Source organism: Amycolatopsis sp. NPDC005003, from assembly GCF_053600695.1.
Genome location: NZ_JBSGAI010000010.1, coordinates 69,765 through 87,668, shown reverse-complemented (window position 1 = coordinate 87,668; position 17,904 = coordinate 69,765). Strand labels below are relative to the sequence as shown.

Below are 17,904 nucleotides of genomic sequence, written 5' to 3'. Positions count from 1 at the left end.
CTCCCGCCTACCGGCTCAGCACCGACGCCGGTGGTAGCGGGATCGCGCCCGGCATCGCGATGACGTCCTTGTTGTCGCCGCCCTCGAACCGGCTGTGCGCCGTGGCGTAGGGGCCGACGTTCTCCTTGGTGACGAAGGTGAGACCGGTGTCGGTGGCCGGCGGGGCGACGAGCGTGCCGGACAGCCGGAACAGGTACAGGTAGAGCACGGACAGGAACCCCTGCAGGTACGGGGACTGGTCGATGGTGAAGTCGAGCGCACCGCTCTGAACCCCGGCGACCGTGTCGTCGAGCAGGTCGAACCCGCCGCCGCCGATCTTGCCCGACAGGCCGCGGTCGGCGATCAGCTTCGCGCACGCGGCGGTGCTCCCGGCGTCGACCGCGTAGATCCCCTTCACGCCGGTGTTGCCGGTGTAGGCGGCGGTCATCGCGTTGAGCTCGCCCGCCTGCTCGGCCCCGGTGTTCACCGACTGGACGCGCACGCCGGGCGCCCCCTGCTTCAGCGCGTCGGTGATGCCGTCGAGCCGTGGCTGGACGTTGTTGCCGCCCGGCTGGGAAATCCCCACCAGGATGTCGCCGGAGGTGATCTTCTGCGCGATGCGCTGTCCCATCCGGAACCCGGACAGGTACAGGTCCTGCCCGACGTAGGCGAGCGGGTAGTTGCCGGCCGCGCCGGCGTTGTAGGCGATCACCGGGATGCCCTGGCCCAGCGCCCGCTTGGTGAGGTCGACGAAGGCGTGGTCATCGGTCAGCGCGACGGCGATCCCGTCGGCCTTGCCGGTGATCGCGGTCTCCATCGCGCTCGCCATCTGGGCCACGTTGCCGTTCTCCGAACCGGTCCACTGCGGCTCGGGCACCCCGAGCAACGCCGCCGCGTCGGCGAGCCCGGACCGCGTCGGGACGAAGAAGGAGTTGGTGGTGACGTGGTTGACGAACACGAACCGCCACCCCGGCGTGCCCGGGAACGGCCCGGAACGGCCGCCGGTCTGGGCCTGCTGGACGCCGGTGCACCCGGCCAGCGCGGCGCCCGCGGCCACCAGGCCGCCGCTCGCGCCGAGGTACTTCAACACCGCTCTCCGGGAACTGGCGCCGGTTTCGGGCATCATCGGTCTGCGTTCCTTCCTTCGGCGGACGGGGAGCCTCCGGACTGCACACCCTTGAAGATGCCGCTGCCGCGCGTTCTGTTGCGGTGGCGGCGAAGATTCCCCCGGCGAGCGCAGCCACCGGTCAGCCGGAATGGCGCGTATTTCGGCCGTTCCTTCGCGAACCCCGGCGTGCCGAGGGCGGGCCCAGCACACGTTTGCAACCGCCCACACTATTGTGTGATCCAACTCACACCTCTAGCCTGGGATGCGCTCCCACCACCGAGCAGCAGCCCGGAGGCAGTACCGCGATGCCCTGGTCACCGAATCACCCGGACGCCGTCGAGGCACTCTTCGAGCGCCGGAAGGCGCCGGTGCTCGCCCTGGCCGAGGACGCCGGAACGGTCGCCGAGGCGTGCCACGCCATGGCCCGCCGCTTCCAGCGGGGCGGCAAGCTCGTGGTGTTCGGCAACGGCGGGCCCAGCACCGACGCCCAGCACGTGGCGGTGGAGTTCGTCCACCCGGTGATCGTCGGCAAACGCGCGCTGCCCGCGATTTCGCTGACCGCCGACGTCGCGACCGTCACCGGCGTCGCCAGCCGCGCCGGCCTCGACGACGTCTTCGCCCACCAGCTGCGGATCATCGGCGAACCGGCCGACATCGCCTTGGGCATCTCCGCCGACGGCGAGTGCGCCAACGTCCGCCGCGCCCTCGAAACGGCCCGTGACCTCGGGATGCTCACCGTCGCGCTGACCGGTCGTAACGGTGGCGCGATCGCTGCGACTCCAGGGCTGAACCACGTCTTCGTCGCCCGCTCGGCCGACCCGCGGATCGTCAAGGAGGTGCACGTGACCACCTACCACGTGTTGTGGGAGCTGGTGCACGTCTTCTTCGAACACCCCGGCGCGCTGACCTCGGAGGTGGCGCCGTGAGCGCCGGTGGCGCCGGCAGACAAGCCGGCCCCGTCTGTCACGACGGGGTGTGCATCACCTGCTCCGACACCGCGGTCGAAGTGACCGTGGTCGAACTCCTGGACCTCGGGCTCGCCGTCGTGGACACCGGCTCGGGCCGGGAAGAGGTGAGCGTGGCGCTGGTCGAAGCCGGCGTCGGCGACCGGATCCTGGTGCACGCCGGGGAAGCCATCGCCCTCCTGGAGAAGCCGAGGAGTTGACCGCGATGACGCGGGAGCAGTCCCCCGCGGACGGTCTCGAAGCGCTGTACCCGTTCCTCTACGCGGGTTCCGGCGACGTCGACGCCGTCCTCGACCGGGTTCGACAGTCCACTGTGGACAAGGTGCACGAGATCGTCGCGCTACGGGCCGAGGTGCTCGCGGCCGACGGCGAGCGCCTGTTCGCCTGCGCGCAGGACCTCGCGCGCGCGTTCGCCGCCGGCGGCCGGCTGCTCGCGTTCGGCAACGGGGGCAGCTCGACCGACGCCCAAGACCTGGCCAGCCTGTTCCTGAGCCCGGCGGGCGACGCCCGGCCGTTGCCCGCCTTCGGGTTGACCAACGACATCGCCGTGGTGACCGCCCTTTCCAACGACATCGGGTTCGACGTCGTGTTCGCCCGGCAGCTCGGCGCGTTCGGGCGGGCCGGTGACATCGCGGTGGGCCTGTCCACCAGCGGGAACTCCGCGAACCTGGTGCGGGCCTTCGACGAAGCCGCCCGGCTCGGCATGGTGACCGTCGGCATCGCCGGCTACGACGGCGGGAAGATGGCCGAGCTGGACAGCATCGACCACCTCTTCGTCGTCCCGTCCCCGTCCGTGCACCGCATCCAGGAAGCCCAGACGACCCTTTACCACGCGCTGTGGGAACTGACCCTCGGCGCGCTCGACGACCTCGGGGTTGATCAGCCGTGACGCAAGCGCAGCAAGAAGAGCAGCCCATCCACCTCCTCTGGATCAACGCCGGCCTGTCGTGCGACGGCGACTCCGTCGCCCTCACCGCGGCCACCCAGCCGAGCATCGAAGAGATCGTCCTCGGCGCTTTGCCGGGCCTGCCCAAGGTCGCGGTCCACTGGCCGCTGATCGACTTCGAGTGCGGCCCCGACAAGGGAGCGGACACGTTCATCGAGTGGTTCCACAAGGCCGACCGCGGCGAGCTGGAACCGTTCGTGCTGGTCGTCGAGGGCTCGATCCCGAACGAGGCGATCAAGGACGAAGGCTACTGGTGCGGGTTCGGCAACAACCCCGAGACCGGGCAGCCGATGACCACCAGCGAGTGGCTGGACCGCCTGGCGCCCAAGGCGCTCGCCGTGCTGGCGGTCGGCACCTGCGCCACCTACGGCGGCATCCACGCGATGGAGGGCAACCCCACCGGCGCCATGGGTGTGCCGGACTACCTGGGCTGGGACTGGCGCTCCGGCGCCGGCATCCCGATCGTCTGCGTGCCCGGCTGCCCGACCCACCCGGACAACCTGTCCGAGACCATCACCTACCTGCTCTACCAGGCCGCCGGCCAGGCGCCGATGATCCCGCTCGACGACCACCTGCGACCGCAGTGGCTCTTCGGCGCGACCGTGCACGAGGGCTGCGACCGCGGCGGCTACTACGAGCAGGGCCAGTTCGCGACCGAGTACGGCTCCCCGAAGTGCCTGGTGAAACTGGGCTGCTGGGGCCCGGTCGTGAAGTGCAACGTGCCCAAGCGCGGCTGGATCAACGGCGTCGGCGGCTGCCCGAACGTCGGCGGGATCTGCATCGGCTGCACCATGCCCGGCTTCCCGGACAAGTTCATGCCGTTCATGGACGAACCACCGGGTGCGAACGTGTCGTCGCTGGCCAGCGGCGCGTACGGGTCGGTGATCCGCCGGCTGCGGAAGATCACCGAACGCAAGGCCGACAAGGAACCGAAGTGGCGGCACAAGGGCAGCAAGCTCGACACCGGCTACCAGGCAGGGGCGCGGTCATGACCGAGATGAAGGACAAGACCGACCTCGTCGAGATGGCGTGGGACCCGATCACCCGGATCGTCGGCAGCCTCGGGATCTACACGAAGATCGACTGGGCGGCCAAGCGGGTCGTCGAATGCCACAGCACGTCGTCGGTGTTCCGCGGCTACAGCATCTTCATGAAGGGCAAGGACCCGCGCGACGCGCACTTCATCACCAGCCGGATCTGCGGGATCTGCGGCGACAACCACGCGACGTGCTCGGTGTACGCCCAGAACATGGCCTACGGCGTCCGCCCGCCGCACCTCGGCGAGTGGATCCTCAACCTCGGCGAGGCCGCCGAGTACATGTTCGACCACAACATCTTCCAGGAGAACCTGGTCGGGGTCGACTACTGCGAGAAGATGGTCGCCGAGACCAACCCCGGCGTCCTGGAGCTGGCCAACCGCACCGAAGCGCCGCACGCGGGCGACCACGGGTACAGGACCATCGGCGACATCATGCGCTCGCTCAACCCCCTGGAAGGCGAGTTCTACCGCGAGGCGCTGCAGGTCAGCCGCAGCACGCGCGAGATGTTCTGCCTGATGGAGGGCAGGCACGTCCATCCGTCCACTTTGTACCCCGGCGGTGTCGGCACGGTGGCGACCGTGCAGCTGTTCACCGACTACCTGACCCGGCTGATGCGCTACGTCGAGTTCATGAAGCGCTGCCTGCCGATGCACGACGACTTGTTCGACTTCTTCTACGAAGCCCTCCCCGGCTACGAAGAGGTCGGCCGGCGGCGGATCCTGCTCGGCTGCTGGGGCAGCCTGAACGACCCGGAGCACTGCGACTTCACCTACGAGAACATGGAGGCCTGGGGCCGCAAGATGTTCGTGACGCCCGGCGTGGTCGTCGACGGCAAGCTCGTCACCACCAGCCTGGTCGACATCAACCTCGGCATCCGGATCCTGCTCGGCAGCTCGTTCTACGAAGACTGGGCCGACCAGCCGATGTTCGTCACCCGGGACCCCCTGGGCAACCCGGTCGACCAGCGCCACCCGTGGAACCAGCACACCATCCCGCGCCCGGCCAAGCGCGACTTCGACGGCAAGTACTCGTGGACGATGTCGCCGCGCTGGTTCGACGGGAAAGACCACCTGGCCCTCGACACCGGCGGCGGCCCGATCGCGCGTCTGTGGGTCACGGCGCTCGCCGGGCTCGTCGACACGCCGTACGTCAAGTCGACCGGGCACAGCGTCACCATCACCCTGCCGCGCACGGCGACCAAGCCCGAGGTCGCCTTCGAGTGGAAGATCCCGCAGTGGAGCAACGCGCTCGAGCGCAACCGCGCCCGGACGTACTTCCAGGCGTACTCGGCCGCGATGGCGCTGCACTTCGGCGAGCAGGCCCTCGGTGAGGTCCGCAAGGGCAACACCAAGACGTGGGAGCCGTTCAAGGTCCCGGACGAAGGCGTCAGCTGCGGCTTCACCGAAGCCGTCCGAGGGGTGCTGTCGCACCACATGGTGATCAAGGGCGGCAAGATCGCGAACTACCACCCGTACCCGCCGACGCCGTGGAACGGCAGCGTGCGCGACAGCTTCGGCACGCCGGGGCCGTACGAGGACGCCGTGCAGAACACGCCGATCTTCGAGGAGAACACGCAGGAGAACTTCAAGGGCATCGACATCATGCGCGCGGTCCGCAGCTTCGACCCCTGCCTGCCCTGCGGCGTCCACATGTACACCGGCAAGGGCAAGGTGGTCGAACGGCTGCACACCCCGCACGCGTTCGGCGGGGAGCTCGGCTGATGACCGACGTCGACCGCGTCGGCGAGCGCATCGAGCAGCTGCTGACCGAGTTCTCCGGTGAAGACGCCGAGCTCGCGGAGGAGCTCGTCCACACGCTGATCGAGTTCTACGGCGCCGGTCTCACGCGGATCGCCGAGCTCGTCGACCGGCCCCTGCTGGACCGCCTCGCCGAGGACGAGCTCGTCCGCGGCCTGCTCGTGCTGCACGACCTGCACCCGAGGTCCACGCGCGAGCGGGTCACCGAGGCACTCGACAAGGTCCGGCCGTACCTGGGTTCGCACGCCGGGGACGTCGAGTTCGTCGGGATCGACGACGGCGTCCTGCGGCTGCGGCTGCAGGGGTCCTGCGACGGCTGCCCGTCGTCGACGGTCACCGCGAAGCACGCCATCGAACGAGTGGTCCGGGAGGTGGCGCCGGAGATCTCCGACGTCGTCGTCGAGGGTGTGGTCGAGGACGCCGGCCCGGGCGGCCGTCCGCTGCTCCCGCTGTGCCCGGTGGAGGTCCCGTGACCGGCGGCCTGCGCAGGTTCCGGACACCCGCCCCGCGGGCCGCGCCGGGCGAGAAGTGCGAGATGTGCGCCGAACCGATCGGCGCGGAGCACGGGCACGTCATCGACCTCGAGTCCCGGACGATCCTGTGCACCTGCCGGGGCTGCTACCTGCTCTTCACCCACCGCGGGGCGGGCGGTAAGCGGCACCGGGCGGTACCCGACCGCTGCCGGCACCTGCCCCGCTTCGGGCCCGGCCCGGCGCTGTGGGAATCCGCCGGGATCCCGGTGAAGACGGCGTTCCTGTTCCGGAACTCCGTGCAGGACCGCACGGTCGCGTTCTACCCGAGCCCGGCCGGTGCGACGGAGTCGCTGCTCCCGCTGGGCACCGGCGACGACCTGCTCACGGCGGCCGGCGTCGCCGACGACGTCGAGGCACTCCTGCTGAACCAGCTCGACCTGGGTTTCGAGGCCTTCCTGGTGCCGATCGACGCCTGCTACGAGCTGGTCGGGCTCGTCCGCTCGACGTGGCGTGGCTTCGACGGCGGCACCGAAGCGCACGAGGCGATCGACGGGTTCTTCGCGCGCCTGCGGGAGCGCAGCGAGGTCGTGGCGGATGGCTGAGCTGACCTTCGACTGCATCGACGTCCGGCCGCTGAAGTACGCCGCATCGCCGACGCTGGCGTTCAAGCTGCGGATCTCCGAGCTGACCGGGCAGCCCGTGCACGCGATGGTGCTGCGCGTCCAGATCCGCATCGAGCCGCAGCGCCGCCGGTACGCCGACGACGAGTCGGAGCTGCTCACCCACCTCTTCGGCGACCGGTCCCGGTGGGGTGAGACGCTGAAGCCGTTCCAGTTCACGACGGTTTCGGTGACCGTGCCGGCGTTCACCGGCGCCACCGAGGTGGCCGCCGAGGTGCCGTGCACCTACGACCTCGAAGTCGCGGCCGGCAAGTACTTCCACGCCCTGTCCGGCGGGGTCGTGCCGATGGTGCTGCTGTTCAGCGGCACCGTGTTCGGCAAGGGCGGGCCGGGGTTCTGGGTCGAGCAGGTGCCGTGGCACACGCAGGCCGAGTGCCGGATGCCGGTGGCCGTCTGGGACGAGCTGATGGCCCGGTACTTCCCGAACGCCGGGTGGATCAAGCTCCCGCACGAGACACTCGACGCGCTGCTCAAGTACAAGGCGGAACACGCGATCCCGACCTGGGAAGCCGCCATCGAGCGGCTGCTGGCCGGTGGGCCGTGAGCGCCCTCGACCAGGCCCGCGCGGTCGGCGACGCCGTGCTCTACGAGGGCTACCTCCTCTACCCGTACCGGGCGTCGGCACCGAAGAACCGGGTGCGCTGGCAGTGGGGTGTGCTGGTGCCGCCGTCGTACGCGTCGGCGGAGATCGGCGAGCACTCCTCGGCGCGCGTCGAATGCCTGGTGGAGCCGCTGGAACGGACGGTGCTGCACGTCAAGCTGCGGTTCCTGCAGACGCGGACGCAGCGCACGTGGGACGAAGCGGTCGAGCACGAGATCGACTTCGAGCTACCGCTCGCGGAACTGCCGGTCGAGACGCCGTTCCAGGTGCCCGGCGACGAAGAACGGACGCACGAGCTCTCCGGCGTCCTCACCGCCCGGATCGATCCGCTCGACGGGCCGTTCGGCGGCGCCCGGCTGCGGCTGGACCTGCACAACACGACGTCGTGGCGCTCCGACTACGTCCGCGAGCACGCCCTGCGGCACTCCCTGCTCGCCGCCCACTTGGTGCTCAGCGTCGACACCGGGCACTTCCTGTCGATGCTGGACCCGCCGGAGTGGGCGAAACCGGCCGTCGAAGCGTGCCGGCAGGAACGGCTGTGGCCGGTGCTGATCGGTGACACTTCGCGCAGCACGGTGGTGCTCGCGTCGCCGATCATCCTCTACGACGACCCGTCGATCGCGCCGGAAAGCCCGGGCGACCTCTTCGACGGCACCGAGATCGACGAGATCCTCACCCTGCGCACGATGACGCTGACCGACGAGGAGAAGCGCGCGGCCCGCGCCACCGACCCGCGGGCGGCGGCCATCGTCGACCGCGTCGACGCGATGCCGCCCGAACTGCTGGAGCGGCTGCACGGCGCGATCCGGTCCGTGCGGCCGGTCGAGCCCTCGGTGGTCGTCGGGGGCGTCCGCGTCGCCGCGGGATCGCGCGTGCGGCTGCGGCCGAACCTGCGCGGGACCGACGCCCAGGACATGTTCCTCGTCGGCAAGACGGCCACCGTGCGGGTCGTGCTGTCCGATGTGGACGGTTTCGCGCACCTGGCGGTGACCCTCGACGACGACCCGGCCGCCGATCTGCAGCACGCGCACGGCCGCTACCGGTACTTCTCCCCCGACGAGATCGAACCCCTGGAGGTGGCGGAATGAAGCCACGAGTCCTGGTCGCCGGCATCGGGAACATCTTCCTGAGCGACGACGGTTTCGGCGTGGAGGTCGTCAAGGAGCTCGAGCGGGCCGACCTGCCGCCGTGGGTGCAGATCGCCGACTACGGCATCGCCGGCCTGCACCTCGCCTACGACCTGCTGGGCGGCTACGACACGACGATCCTGCTCGACGCCACCCCGCACGGCCGCCCGCCCGGCACGCTGTCGCTCATCGAGGCCGACACCGAAGACCTGGCGACGGCGTCGATCGACGCCCACGGCATGCAGCCGGACGCGGTGTTCCGGCTGCTGCGGCTGCTCGGCGGGGACGCCGGCCGCGTGCTCCTCGTCGGCTGCGAACCCGCCTGCGTCGACGAAGGCATCGGGCTGTCCCCCGAAGTGACGGCGGCCGTCCCGGCCGCGGTCCGCACGGTGACCGAGCTGGCCTGGGGCGCCTGCCCGCGGCTGCAAACCACGGAGGTCTGACGCCATGTGCCTCGGGATCCCGGGCGAGATCATCGAAATCAGCGAGGAGCGCCCGGACCTCGCGAAGGTCTCGGTCAGCGGCGTCAAGCGGCTCATCAACATCGGCCTGCTCGAGGACGACCCGCCGGTGCCGGGCGAGTGGGTCCTCATCCACGTCGGCTTCGCACTGTCCAAAATAGACGAGCAGGAGGCCGCGGCCGCGCTGGACTTCCTCGAAAGCATCGGCAAGGCCTACGAGGACGAGATGGCCGCCCTCCTGGAATCCAGGATCGAATAGGAGTCGTCATGCGTTTCGTCGACGAGTTCCGCGACGCCGAGAAGGCGCGGGCGCTGTCCGCGAAGATCACGGCGTTGTGCGAGCCCGGCCGCCACTACAAGTTCATGGAGGTCTGCGGCGGCCACACGCACACCATCTACAAGCACGGCCTCGAGGACTACCTGCCCGAGAACATCACGCTGGTGCACGGGCCGGGCTGCCCGGTGTGCGTGATCCCGATGGGCCGCATCGACGACGCCATCCACATCGCCCGGCAGCCCGGCGTGCTCATGACGTCCTTCGGCGACATGATGCGCGTGCCCGGCTCCGGCGGGAACTTCTTCGACTCCAACGCCGAAGGCACCAACATCCGGATGGTGTATTCGCCGCTGGACTCGTTGAAGATCGCCCGGCAGCACCCGGACCTGCGCGTGGTGTTCATGGCCATCGGGTTCGAGACGACCACGCCGTCCACCGCCATGACGCTGCTGCGCGCGGCCGCCGAAGGCATCGAGAACTTCTCGGTGTTCGGCAACCACGTCACGATCATCCCGGCGATCAAGGCCATCCTCGACTCGCCCGACCTGCGGCTCGACGGCTTCATCGGGCCGGGCCACGTCTCCACGGTGATCGGCTGCCGGCCGTACGAGTTCATCGCCCGCGACTACGGCAAGCCGGTCGTCGTCGCCGGGTTCGAACCACTGGACATCCTGCAGTCGATCTACCTGTTGATGCTCCAGCTGGCCGAGAAGCGGTGCGATGTCGAAAACCAGTACTCACGGGTCGTGCCGTGGAACGGCAACCTCGTGGCGGTGAAGGTGATCAACGAGGTGATGGAGCTGCGGCCGTACTTCGAGTGGCGCGGCCTCGGGTTCATCACGCACTCGGCGATGGCGATCCGCGAAAAGTACGCCGCCTTCGACGCCGAGCGGATCTTCGAACTCCCCGGCCTGCGCGTCGCGGACCCGAAGGCGTGCCAGTGCGGCGAGGTGCTCAAGGGCGTGCTGAAACCGTGGGAGTGCAAGGTGTTCGGCACCGCGTGCACGCCGGAGACGCCGATCGGGACGTGCATGGTGTCGCCCGAAGGCGCCTGCGCGGCGTACTACAACTTCGGCCGGTTCAGCCGGCAGCGCGTCCGGGAGGCGAGCCGCACGTGACCACCACCGATCGCGAGCAGCAGGTGCTCGACCGCATCGAGCGGGCCCGGCGCCGGCGCGCGAAGGTGCGTGAAGAGCGCATCACGCTGTCCCACGGCGCCGGCGGCAAGGCGACGCACACGCTGATCGAGGCCGTGTTCCTCGACGCGTTCCGCAACCCGCTGCTCGAACCCCTCGAAGACGCCGCGTCGCTGACCATCGGCGACGCCCGGCTGGCCCTGACGACGGACTCCTACGTCGTCTCGCCGCTGTTCTTCCCCGGCGGGAACATCGGCGACCTGGCGGTCAACGGCACGGTGAACGACCTCGCCGTCTCCGGCGCGCGGCCGCTGTACCTGACCGCGGGGTTCATCCTCGAAGAAGGGTTCCCGGTCGACGACCTGCTGAAGATCGTCGAGTCGATGAAGGACGCGGCTCTCGCGGCGGACGTCCGGATCGTCACCGGGGACACCAAGGTCGTGCAGCGCGGCAAGGCCGACGGCGTCTACGTCAACACCGCCGGGGTCGGGGTGCTCACCCGCACCGGGCTCGGCGTCGCCACCGTGCGGCCCGGAGACGCCGTCCTCGTCTCCGGGCCGATCGGCGACCACGGCGTCACGATCATGCTGGCCCGCGGCGAGCTGGACATCGACGCAGACCTCGCGTCCGACACCGCGCCGGTGCACGACCTGGTGGCCGGGCTGCTGGCCGCGGTGCCCGGGGTGCGCGCGATGCGCGACGCGACCCGCGGCGGCGTCGCGACGATCCTCAACGAAATCGCGAAGGCCGCGGAGGTCGCCGTGGTCGTCGACGAGAACGCCGTCCCGGTCCGGGAAGAGGTCCGCGGCGCGTCGGAGCTGCTGGGCATCGACCCGCTGTACGTCGCCTGCGAAGGCCGGATCGTGGTCGTCGTCGACGGCGCTCAGGCTGCCGAAGCGCTGGCCGCGTTGCGCGCGCACCCGCTCGGCGCGGACGCCGCGGTGATCGGGCGGATCGCCGGCGACCCGCCGGGGATCGTGCTGCTGAACACCGCGTTCGGCGGCACCCGGATCGTGGACCTGCTGGTCGGGGACCCGCTGCCGAGGATCTGCTGAATGCACGAAATGGCGATCACGCAGTCGGTCGTCGACGCGATCGTCGCCAAGCTGGGCGACGCTCCGGTGACGGGCGTGCGGCTGGAGATCGGGCGGCTGTCCGGAGTGGTGCCGGACAGCGTCCGCTTCTGCTTCGACGTGCTGTGCGCGGGCACGTCCCTCGAAGGCGCCCGGCTGGACATCGCCGAGCCGCCGGGCCGGGCCCGCTGCCGCGACTGCGGCGACGAGTTCGCCCTCGACGACTTCATCCTGCTGTGTCCCTGCGGCAGCGCCGACGTGTCGGTGCTCGCGGGGCGGGAACTACGCATCACCTCGGTGGAGGTCGGCCATGTGTGACACCTGCGGTTGCTCGGATTCGGACGTCCGGATCACCGACCACGCCCACACGGTGGTCCTGGAGCAGGACATCCTGGCGAAGAACGACGAGCTCGCGGCGCACAACCGCGCGCACCTGCGTGAGTCCGGTGTCTTCGCGATCAACCTGATGAGCTCGCCCGGCGCCGGCAAGACGACGCTGCTGGAGCGGACCATCCGTTCGGTGGGGACGCCGTGCGCGGTGATCGAGGGCGACCAGGAGACGCTGCTGGACGCCGAGCGGATCAAGGCCACCGGCGCACCGGTGGTGCAGATCAACACCGGCGCCGGCTGCCACCTCGACGCGTCGATGCTGCACCGGGCGCTGCACTCGCTCTCGCCCGCGCCCGGCTCGACGCTGTTCGTCGAGAACGTCGGCAACCTGGTCTGCCCGGCGTTGTTCGACCTCGGCGAGGCGGCGCGGGTCGTGGTCCTCTCGGTGACCGAAGGGCCCGGGAAGCCGCTGAAGTACCCGCACATGTTCGCCGCGACGGACCTGGTGCTGCTGAACAAGGTCGACCTGCTGCCCTACGTCGAGTTCGACGTCGGCGAGTTCGAGCGGGACGTCCGCCGGGTGAACCCGTCGGCGGCGCTGCTCCAGGTCAGCGCGACGCGCGGCGACGGTCTCACCGAGTGGTACGACTGGCTACGGCGACCTGACCGAAGCTGATCCCGCCGTCGTTGGTGGGCACGTCCCGGTGGGTGAGCACGCGGAATCCGGCGCGTTCGAGGTTTTCCACCGTCCGGTCGAGCAGCAGGACGTTCTGGAAGACCCCGCCGGAGAGCGCGACCGTGGTGCTGTGGTCGCGGAAGCGGTCGCAGGTCCGCGCGATCGCGTCGGCGACGCCGTTGTGGAACCGCGCCGCTCTCGTCGCCCGCGGGCCGCCGTCGTCCAGCAGCGCGGCGATGAGGTCCTCGCCGTGCACGACGTCGTCGATGCGAGCCCGGTAGGCGGACCGCTCGGCCGGATCGGCCAGCTGTTCCAGCTCGATGGCGGCCTGGCCCTCGTAAGTGATGCTCTCGCGGACCCCGAGCAGCGCGGCCGCGGCGTCGAAGAGCCGTCCGGCGCTGGAGGTCAGTGGCGAGTTGAGGCCGCTGCGCTTGAGCCGCACGATGTCTTCCCGCGCCGGCCGCCCGAGTTCGTCCACATAGGACGCGGCCATCCGCCACGGCTGCCGGATGGCCATCACCCCGCCGGGCATGGCGACCGGGCGGAGGTGGGTGAGACGTGCATAGCTCGTCAGGTCGGCGAGGAGGAACTCACCGCCCCAGACGGTGCCGTCGGGGCCGAAGCCGGTGCCGTCGAAGGCGACGCCGAGGACCGGGCCGTCCTCGCCGTTGTCGGCCAGGCACGCGGCGATGTGGGCGTGGTGGTGCTGGACGCCCAGCAGCTCGACGTCCTGCTCCAGGGCGTACTTCGTGGACAGGTACTCGGGGTGCAGGTCGTGCGCGACGAGCACCGGATCGACGTCGAAGAGGTGCTTGAAGTGCTCGATGCCCTCGGTGAAGGCCGTCAGCGTCTCGTAGTTCTCGAGGTCGCCGATGTGGTGCGAGACGAACGCGTGGCGGCCCTTGGCGAGGCAGAAGGTGTTCTTGAGTTCGGCGCCGCAGCCCAGAAGGTGCCTCGGGGTGGCTCGCTTCAGGGTGACGGGCTCGGGCGCGTACCCCCGCGAACGCCGCTGCAGCTGCTCCCGGTTCCGCACGATGCGCACGACCGAGTCGTCGGTCCGGACGTGGATCGGCCGGTCGTGGCCGAGGAAGGCGTCGGCGATGCCCTCGAGGCGGCCCAGGTCTTCGTCGCGGTACACGATGGGCTCGTCGGAGACGTTCGCGCTGGTCAGCACGATCGGCCCGGTGTGCTCCAGCAGCAGGTGGTGCACCGGGGTGTAGGGCAGCATGAGCCCGATCCGCCGGTTCCCGGGCGCGACGGCGGCCGCGAGCTCGCCCGTCCTCGGCAGCAGCACGATGGGCCGTCGCCGGCTCGTGAGGGCTCCTTCGGCCGCCGTGTCCACTTCGGCCAGTTCCCGCGCCTGCGCCAGGTCGGCGACCATGACGGCGAACGGCTTGTCCTCGCGGTGCTTGCGCTGCCGGAGCCGCCGCGCGGCGGCCTCGTGCCTCGCCCCGACGGCGAGGTGGTAGCCGCCCAGCCCTTTCACGGCCACGATGGCGCCCGCGCGCAGGGCTTCGACGGCCGCCGGGATCGGCTCCCCGCCACCGGGCCCGAACCGCAGCGCGGGCCCGCAGGCCGGGCAGCAGACGGGCTGGGCGTGGAACCGCCGGTCGCCCGGGTCTTCGTACTCCTGCTTGCACTCGGCGCACATCGCGAAGGCGGCCATGGTGGTGCGCGGCCGGTCGTAGGGCACGCCCCGGACGATGGTGAACCGCGGACCGCAGTTCGTGCAGTTCACGAAGGGGTACCGGAACCGCCGGTCCGCGGGATCGGCGAGTTCGCGAAGGCAGTCGTCGCAGGTGGCGGAATCGGCGGAGATCAACGTGTCGGCAACGCCACCCCGAGGACTCCCGACGATCCGGAACCCACCCCCACCGACGGCGGGAATCTCCCACGCCCGCACCTCATCGACGACGGCGAGCGGCGGCGCTCCGGCCTCGAGCGCGCCGACGAAGCGGCCGACCACCGCCGGCGGCCCTTCGACCTCGACGAAGACGCCGTGCACATCGTTCCCGACGAACCCGCTGAGCCCGAGCCCGACGGCCAGCTGGTGGACGAAGGGCCGAAACCCCACGCCTTGAACCACCCCGGTAACCCGAACCGCCACTCGCACCAGCCCAGTCTGCGCCCGAGCCGCCCCCTCGGCCAGGCCGACGCGCAGCGGCGCGGCCGCGGGCACCCCGACCAAACCGCAGGACAAAGGAAAGCCCGGCGGCCCCGCAAACCGAACCGACCAGACGGAACCCACACCCCCCGCAACCCCGATCCGAAGCCAGAACACGGCCGGCGGCGCCGGGTCAAGGCACGCTTTCCCGCCTTGACCCGGTGCTGCCGGCCGTAGTCACAATGACGGCTTCGGGGTTGCGGAAACACAGCAAAGGGCATCTCCGGCACACGCGCCGACGCACCCCACCACCAACGGCACGCCTGCCCGCTACCGCAACGGCCGAGCCCGCTGTTCGATCTCCGCGAACAGCTCACCGACACGCTCCGCCAGCTCGGCACCGCCGTCACACCCGGTCCAGTACCGGCGGACCACGCCGGCCAGCCGGTAACACACATCGACGGGCACGAGAAAGCAGTCCGTGCCGCACTCACGCCCCCGGAACACGATCGCCTCGACGTCCGGCTCGGCGGTGGCCAGCAGCGGGTGCCCCGCCGAGAGCTCCGCCCACAAGCCGGGCGGAAGGGCCGTCTCGGTCGCGCCGGCCGGTCCGGGCTGGAACGCGGTGACGCCGGTGCCGCACGGCACGAAGAACGCGAAGCGCGCCGGGATCCCGAGCCGGCGCCAGTCGAGGCGGGCGATCGGGCGCAGGGGGTCCCACAGGTAGCGCTCCGGGACCGCGCGGTACCGCGTACCGGTGCACAGCAGGAAGCACGCGCGGCACGAGCACAGCAGGACACCGCGGCCGGTGTCGACCACGTGGCAGTGCCGCGCGGCCACCGGTGTCCGGCAGAGCTCGCACCGCTCCTGCGGCGCGGATCGACGACCCCGGGCGAACGCGGGATGAGCCACGCTCATGACGCTCTTCCTTCCGGTGCGGCGCCGGGTGGTCCCATGCCGATCCGGTACAGCGCCGGGGCGGTGGCGATCTCGACGCCGGCGAGCTCCGGAGCGGCGTCCCGGACGGCGGCTTCGACCGTCGCACGGGCCGCGGACGAACAGCCACGGGTCGCGCCGAGGCTCAGCCGGACCACGCCGTCGTCGATGCCCAGGTACGCGACCGCGCCCACCTGCGGGCCGATCCGGTCCAGGGCCCGCCGGACCCGCGCCGGCGCGTCGAGGGGGTGCAGGTCGTGGAGCGCCAGCAGGCTCGCGACGACGTCGTCGGCGGCGATCGCCCCCACCAGCGCCGGGGCGTGCTCGCGCACCGTGCCGACGATCCGGGTCAGGCCTTCGCCGTACAGGTCCGTCAACTGCCGGACGATCTCTTCGGCGGGCCGCCGTCCCGGACCGGCGAGCAGGGCGCCCAGAAGTGTCTCGAGGCGTGCGCCGGGCACGCTCACCGGTCCGCCGCCGTCCGGATCTCCCGCAGGATGCGGATCGCGGACCCGGACACGCTGCTGCTCGCCGTCGGGCCGCCGGCACCCACCGGGTCCTCCATGAACGGCATGAACTTGTCCGGGAAGCCCGGCATCGTGCAGCCGATGCAGATGCCCCCGACGTTCGGGCAGCCGCCGACGCCGTTGATCCAGCCACGCTTGGGCACGTTGCACTTGACCACCTGGCCCCAGCACCCCAGCTTGACCAGGCACTTGGGCGAACCGTGCTGATCGGCGAACTCGTCCTGCTCGTAGTACCCGGCCCGGTCGCACCCCTCGTGGACGGTGTTGGAGAACAGCCACTTCGGGCGCAGTGCCTCGTCGACGTCGATCTCCGGTGCCCGCCCGGCCACCTGGAACAGCAGGTGCAGGATGGTCTCCGAGAGGTTGTCCGGCTGGACCGGGCAGCCCGGCACGCACACAACGGGCAGCCCGGCCCACGACCGCCAGTCCCGGCCGAGGTACTCGGGCACGCCCATGGCGCCGGTGGGGTTGCCGGCCATGGCGTGCACGCCGCCGTAGCTCGCGCAGGTGCCGACGGCCAGGATCGCCATCGCCTTGGGGGCCAGCCGGTCGAGCCACTCGCTCGCCGTCACGGGCTGGCCGGTCGCGGGGTCCGTGCCGAAGCCGCACCAGTAGCCCTCGGCCTTGTTCGTCTCGTCGGCGATCGAACCCTCGACGATCAGGATGAACGGCTCGAGCTCGCCGCGGTCCGCGCGGTGCCACCATTCGATGAAGCTGTCGGAACCGCCGTCGGGCCCGCTGTGGAAATCGAGGAACGGCCAGTGCATCGCGACCTCGGGCAGCCCGGGAAGACCGCCGAGAACGATCTCTTCGATACTGGGCTGAGTGGCCGCGGTCAGCGCGACCGATTCGCCGTCACAGCTCAGGCCACCATTCATCCAGAGAATATGGACAACCGGTGGATTGTTCTCGGAGTCGTCCGCCGGGCCGTTGCCGGTCTGCGGGGACCTGAGCATCGATGACACCTTCCCTGCGGCCGCGGGCCGCGCGCGAGGTTCCCCGACTGACCGGCCCGAAGGACGCCTACCGTAGACCCGTCCGGCAGCAGCGGCAAGGCTGGCGAGCCCGCGTCCCGGACACAGCGGGTCCCGGCGGCGGACAGTACCGGCCGGTTCGGCGGGGGCAGCCGGAAATCGCGCGGACGACTACACTGGACGTCCGGCGGAAGGGGCATTGATCGTGGTGGAATCGGCGGGCCGGTCGCCCGGCAAATCGATCGAGGTCGTCCCGGTCGAAATCGTCACGAAGATCTTTCCCGCCCGCCCGTCCGCCGTTCCGGGAATCCGGGAATTCGTCCAGGAGTGCCTCGCGGGCGCGCCGCTGGCCGAGGCCGAAGAACGCGAGGTGGGCAACACGATCCTCCGGGCCCTGCTGGCCGCGGCCGGCCCGTCCGGCGTGCTCGAGGTCTCCTGCCGGAAGTACCCGCAGCGCGTCGAGTTCGACGTGCTCCCGTCTCGCGACGAAGAGCCGCCCGAGGTGCCCCCACAGGCCGCCGGGCCGGACGCGTCCGCCGCCAGCTTCGCCGAGTGGCTGGCCGAGGCGTTGCGCAGCCGCGGGATCACGAAGGAGACCGCGGCCGAAGAGCTGGGGGTGTCCCCGAAAACGGTGAACCGCTGGCTCGGCGGGCAGACCGAGCCCCGGCTGCGCGATCTGCGCCGCATCGAAGACCGCTTCGGCGACGTGCGGCTGCACTGACGGACAGATGTGT

General features: G+C 70.7%; 21 protein-coding genes. 16 read left to right on the top strand and 5 right to left on the bottom strand.

Features of this window, described 5'->3' with window-relative positions; translation table 11 throughout:
• Positions 1-7: 7 nt before the first annotated feature.
• A complete protein-coding gene (locus ACWED2_RS14280) occupies positions 8-1,105 on the bottom strand; it encodes a substrate-binding domain-containing protein (protein ID WP_449690897.1) in 1,098 nt (365 codons plus the stop codon).
• Positions 1,106-1,392: 287 nt separating this feature from the next.
• Here ACWED2_RS14280 and ACWED2_RS14275 point away from each other — a divergent pair, with 287 nt between their 5' ends.
• The 15 genes from ACWED2_RS14275 to hypB are packed head-to-tail and all read left to right on the top strand — an operon-like array spanning position 1,393 to position 12,629.
• Positions 1,393-2,013, top strand: a complete 621-nt coding sequence (locus ACWED2_RS14275) for a D-sedoheptulose-7-phosphate isomerase (RefSeq protein ID WP_449690896.1) — start codon at positions 1,393-1,395, stop codon at positions 2,011-2,013.
• Entirely contained in the window at positions 2,010-2,252 is a 243-nt protein-coding gene (locus ACWED2_RS14270) for a HypC/HybG/HupF family hydrogenase formation chaperone (protein WP_449690895.1), read from the top strand. Before ACWED2_RS14275 ends, ACWED2_RS14270 begins: the two co-directional genes overlap by 4 nt.
• Positions 2,253-2,257: 5 nt before the next feature.
• Complete coding sequence (locus ACWED2_RS14265) at positions 2,258-2,941, top strand: D-sedoheptulose-7-phosphate isomerase (protein ID WP_449690894.1); 684 nt, start codon at positions 2,258-2,260, stop codon at positions 2,939-2,941.
• Positions 2,938-3,990, top strand: coding sequence for an NADH-quinone oxidoreductase subunit B family protein (locus tag ACWED2_RS14260; protein ID WP_449690893.1), 1,053 nt, complete (start codon positions 2,938-2,940; stop codon positions 3,988-3,990). Before ACWED2_RS14265 ends, ACWED2_RS14260 begins: the two co-directional genes overlap by 4 nt.
• Positions 3,987-5,759, top strand: a complete 1,773-nt coding sequence (locus tag ACWED2_RS14255; protein WP_449690892.1) for a nickel-dependent hydrogenase large subunit — start codon at positions 3,987-3,989, stop codon at positions 5,757-5,759. The genes ACWED2_RS14260 and ACWED2_RS14255 overlap by 4 nt, the downstream gene beginning before the upstream one ends.
• A complete protein-coding gene (locus ACWED2_RS14250) occupies positions 5,759-6,268 on the top strand; it encodes a NifU family protein (RefSeq protein WP_449690891.1) in 510 nt (169 codons plus the stop codon). The genes ACWED2_RS14255 and ACWED2_RS14250 overlap by 1 nt, the downstream gene beginning before the upstream one ends.
• Complete coding sequence (locus tag ACWED2_RS14245; protein ID WP_449690890.1) at positions 6,265-6,870, top strand: DUF5947 family protein; 606 nt, start codon at positions 6,265-6,267, stop codon at positions 6,868-6,870. Before ACWED2_RS14250 ends, ACWED2_RS14245 begins: the two co-directional genes overlap by 4 nt.
• On the top strand, positions 6,863-7,492 hold the full coding sequence (locus tag ACWED2_RS14240) for a DUF6084 family protein (protein WP_449690889.1): 630 nt from the start codon (positions 6,863-6,865) through the stop codon (positions 7,490-7,492). The genes ACWED2_RS14245 and ACWED2_RS14240 overlap by 8 nt, the downstream gene beginning before the upstream one ends.
• Complete coding sequence (locus ACWED2_RS14235) at positions 7,489-8,637, top strand: hypothetical protein (protein ID WP_449690888.1); 1,149 nt, start codon at positions 7,489-7,491, stop codon at positions 8,635-8,637. The genes ACWED2_RS14240 and ACWED2_RS14235 overlap by 4 nt, the downstream gene beginning before the upstream one ends.
• Complete coding sequence (locus tag ACWED2_RS14230; protein WP_449690887.1) at positions 8,634-9,119, top strand: hydrogenase maturation protease; 486 nt, start codon at positions 8,634-8,636, stop codon at positions 9,117-9,119. The genes ACWED2_RS14235 and ACWED2_RS14230 overlap by 4 nt, the downstream gene beginning before the upstream one ends.
• 4 nt (positions 9,120-9,123) lie before the next feature.
• The gene (locus tag ACWED2_RS14225) at positions 9,124-9,396 is read left to right on the top strand and encodes a HypC/HybG/HupF family hydrogenase formation chaperone (RefSeq protein ID WP_449690886.1); all 273 of its coding nucleotides are present in this window, start codon (positions 9,124-9,126) and stop codon (positions 9,394-9,396) included.
• A gap of 8 nt (positions 9,397-9,404) precedes the next feature.
• Positions 9,405-10,532, top strand: coding sequence for a hydrogenase formation protein HypD (gene hypD / locus ACWED2_RS14220; protein ID WP_449690885.1), 1,128 nt, complete (start codon positions 9,405-9,407; stop codon positions 10,530-10,532).
• Positions 10,529-11,605 (top strand): hydrogenase expression/formation protein HypE, encoded by a 1,077-nt coding sequence (hypE, locus tag ACWED2_RS14215; RefSeq protein ID WP_449690884.1) that lies wholly within the window; start codon positions 10,529-10,531, stop codon positions 11,603-11,605. The genes hypD and hypE overlap by 4 nt, the downstream gene beginning before the upstream one ends.
• Positions 11,606-11,941 (top strand): hydrogenase maturation nickel metallochaperone HypA/HybF, encoded by a 336-nt coding sequence (locus tag ACWED2_RS14210; RefSeq protein WP_449690883.1) that lies wholly within the window; start codon positions 11,606-11,608, stop codon positions 11,939-11,941. It abuts the gene before it with no gap.
• Positions 11,934-12,629: a hydrogenase nickel incorporation protein HypB gene (gene hypB, locus ACWED2_RS14205; RefSeq protein WP_449690882.1), complete on the top strand. Its 696-nt coding sequence runs from the start codon at positions 11,934-11,936 to the stop codon at positions 12,627-12,629. Before ACWED2_RS14210 ends, hypB begins: the two co-directional genes overlap by 8 nt.
• Here hypB and hypF read toward each other — a convergent pair.
• From hypF to ACWED2_RS14185, 4 genes are all read right to left on the bottom strand, one after another.
• The gene (hypF, locus tag ACWED2_RS14200) at positions 12,586-14,742 is read right to left on the bottom strand and encodes a carbamoyltransferase HypF (protein WP_449690881.1); all 2,157 of its coding nucleotides are present in this window, start codon (positions 14,740-14,742) and stop codon (positions 12,586-12,588) included. The genes hypB and hypF overlap by 44 nt on opposite strands.
• A 321-nt stretch (positions 14,743-15,063) precedes the next feature.
• Positions 15,064-15,651, bottom strand: a complete 588-nt coding sequence (locus tag ACWED2_RS14195; protein ID WP_449690880.1) for a DUF5947 family protein — start codon at positions 15,649-15,651, stop codon at positions 15,064-15,066.
• Complete coding sequence (locus tag ACWED2_RS14190) at positions 15,648-16,130, bottom strand: NifU family protein (RefSeq protein WP_449690879.1); 483 nt, start codon at positions 16,128-16,130, stop codon at positions 15,648-15,650. Before ACWED2_RS14190 ends, ACWED2_RS14195 begins: the two co-directional genes overlap by 4 nt.
• A 2-nt stretch (positions 16,131-16,132) precedes the next feature.
• A complete protein-coding gene (locus ACWED2_RS14185) occupies positions 16,133-17,152 on the bottom strand; it encodes an NADH-quinone oxidoreductase subunit B family protein (protein ID WP_449690878.1) in 1,020 nt (339 codons plus the stop codon).
• Positions 17,153-17,375: 223 nt separating this feature from the next.
• Between ACWED2_RS14185 and ACWED2_RS14180 the strand changes: the two genes are divergently transcribed.
• The gene (locus ACWED2_RS14180; protein ID WP_449690877.1) at positions 17,376-17,891 is read left to right on the top strand and encodes a helix-turn-helix domain-containing protein; all 516 of its coding nucleotides are present in this window, start codon (positions 17,376-17,378) and stop codon (positions 17,889-17,891) included.
• Positions 17,892-17,904 lie beyond the last annotated feature (13 nt).

Coding starts and splice junctions, on each gene's coding strand:
- ACWED2_RS14280 (WP_449690897.1), bottom strand. CDS start 1,105: ATGATGCCCGAAACCGGCGCCAGTTCCCGGAGAGCGGTGTTGAAGTAC.
- ACWED2_RS14275 (WP_449690896.1), top strand. CDS start 1,393: ATGCCCTGGTCACCGAATCACCCGGACGCCGTCGAGGCACTCTTCGAG.
- ACWED2_RS14265 (WP_449690894.1), top strand. CDS start 2,258: ATGACGCGGGAGCAGTCCCCCGCGGACGGTCTCGAAGCGCTGTACCCG.
- ACWED2_RS14255 (WP_449690892.1), top strand. CDS start 3,987: ATGACCGAGATGAAGGACAAGACCGACCTCGTCGAGATGGCGTGGGAC.
- ACWED2_RS14250 (WP_449690891.1), top strand. CDS start 5,759: ATGACCGACGTCGACCGCGTCGGCGAGCGCATCGAGCAGCTGCTGACC.
- ACWED2_RS14240 (WP_449690889.1), top strand. CDS start 6,863: ATGGCTGAGCTGACCTTCGACTGCATCGACGTCCGGCCGCTGAAGTAC.
- ACWED2_RS14230 (WP_449690887.1), top strand. CDS start 8,634: ATGAAGCCACGAGTCCTGGTCGCCGGCATCGGGAACATCTTCCTGAGC.
- ACWED2_RS14225 (WP_449690886.1), top strand. CDS start 9,124: ATGTGCCTCGGGATCCCGGGCGAGATCATCGAAATCAGCGAGGAGCGC.
- hypD (WP_449690885.1), top strand. CDS start 9,405: ATGCGTTTCGTCGACGAGTTCCGCGACGCCGAGAAGGCGCGGGCGCTG.
- ACWED2_RS14210 (WP_449690883.1), top strand. CDS start 11,606: ATGCACGAAATGGCGATCACGCAGTCGGTCGTCGACGCGATCGTCGCC.
- hypB (WP_449690882.1), top strand. CDS start 11,934: ATGTGTGACACCTGCGGTTGCTCGGATTCGGACGTCCGGATCACCGAC.
- ACWED2_RS14195 (WP_449690880.1), bottom strand. CDS start 15,651: ATGAGCGTGGCTCATCCCGCGTTCGCCCGGGGTCGTCGATCCGCGCCG.
- ACWED2_RS14185 (WP_449690878.1), bottom strand. CDS start 17,152: ATGCTCAGGTCCCCGCAGACCGGCAACGGCCCGGCGGACGACTCCGAG.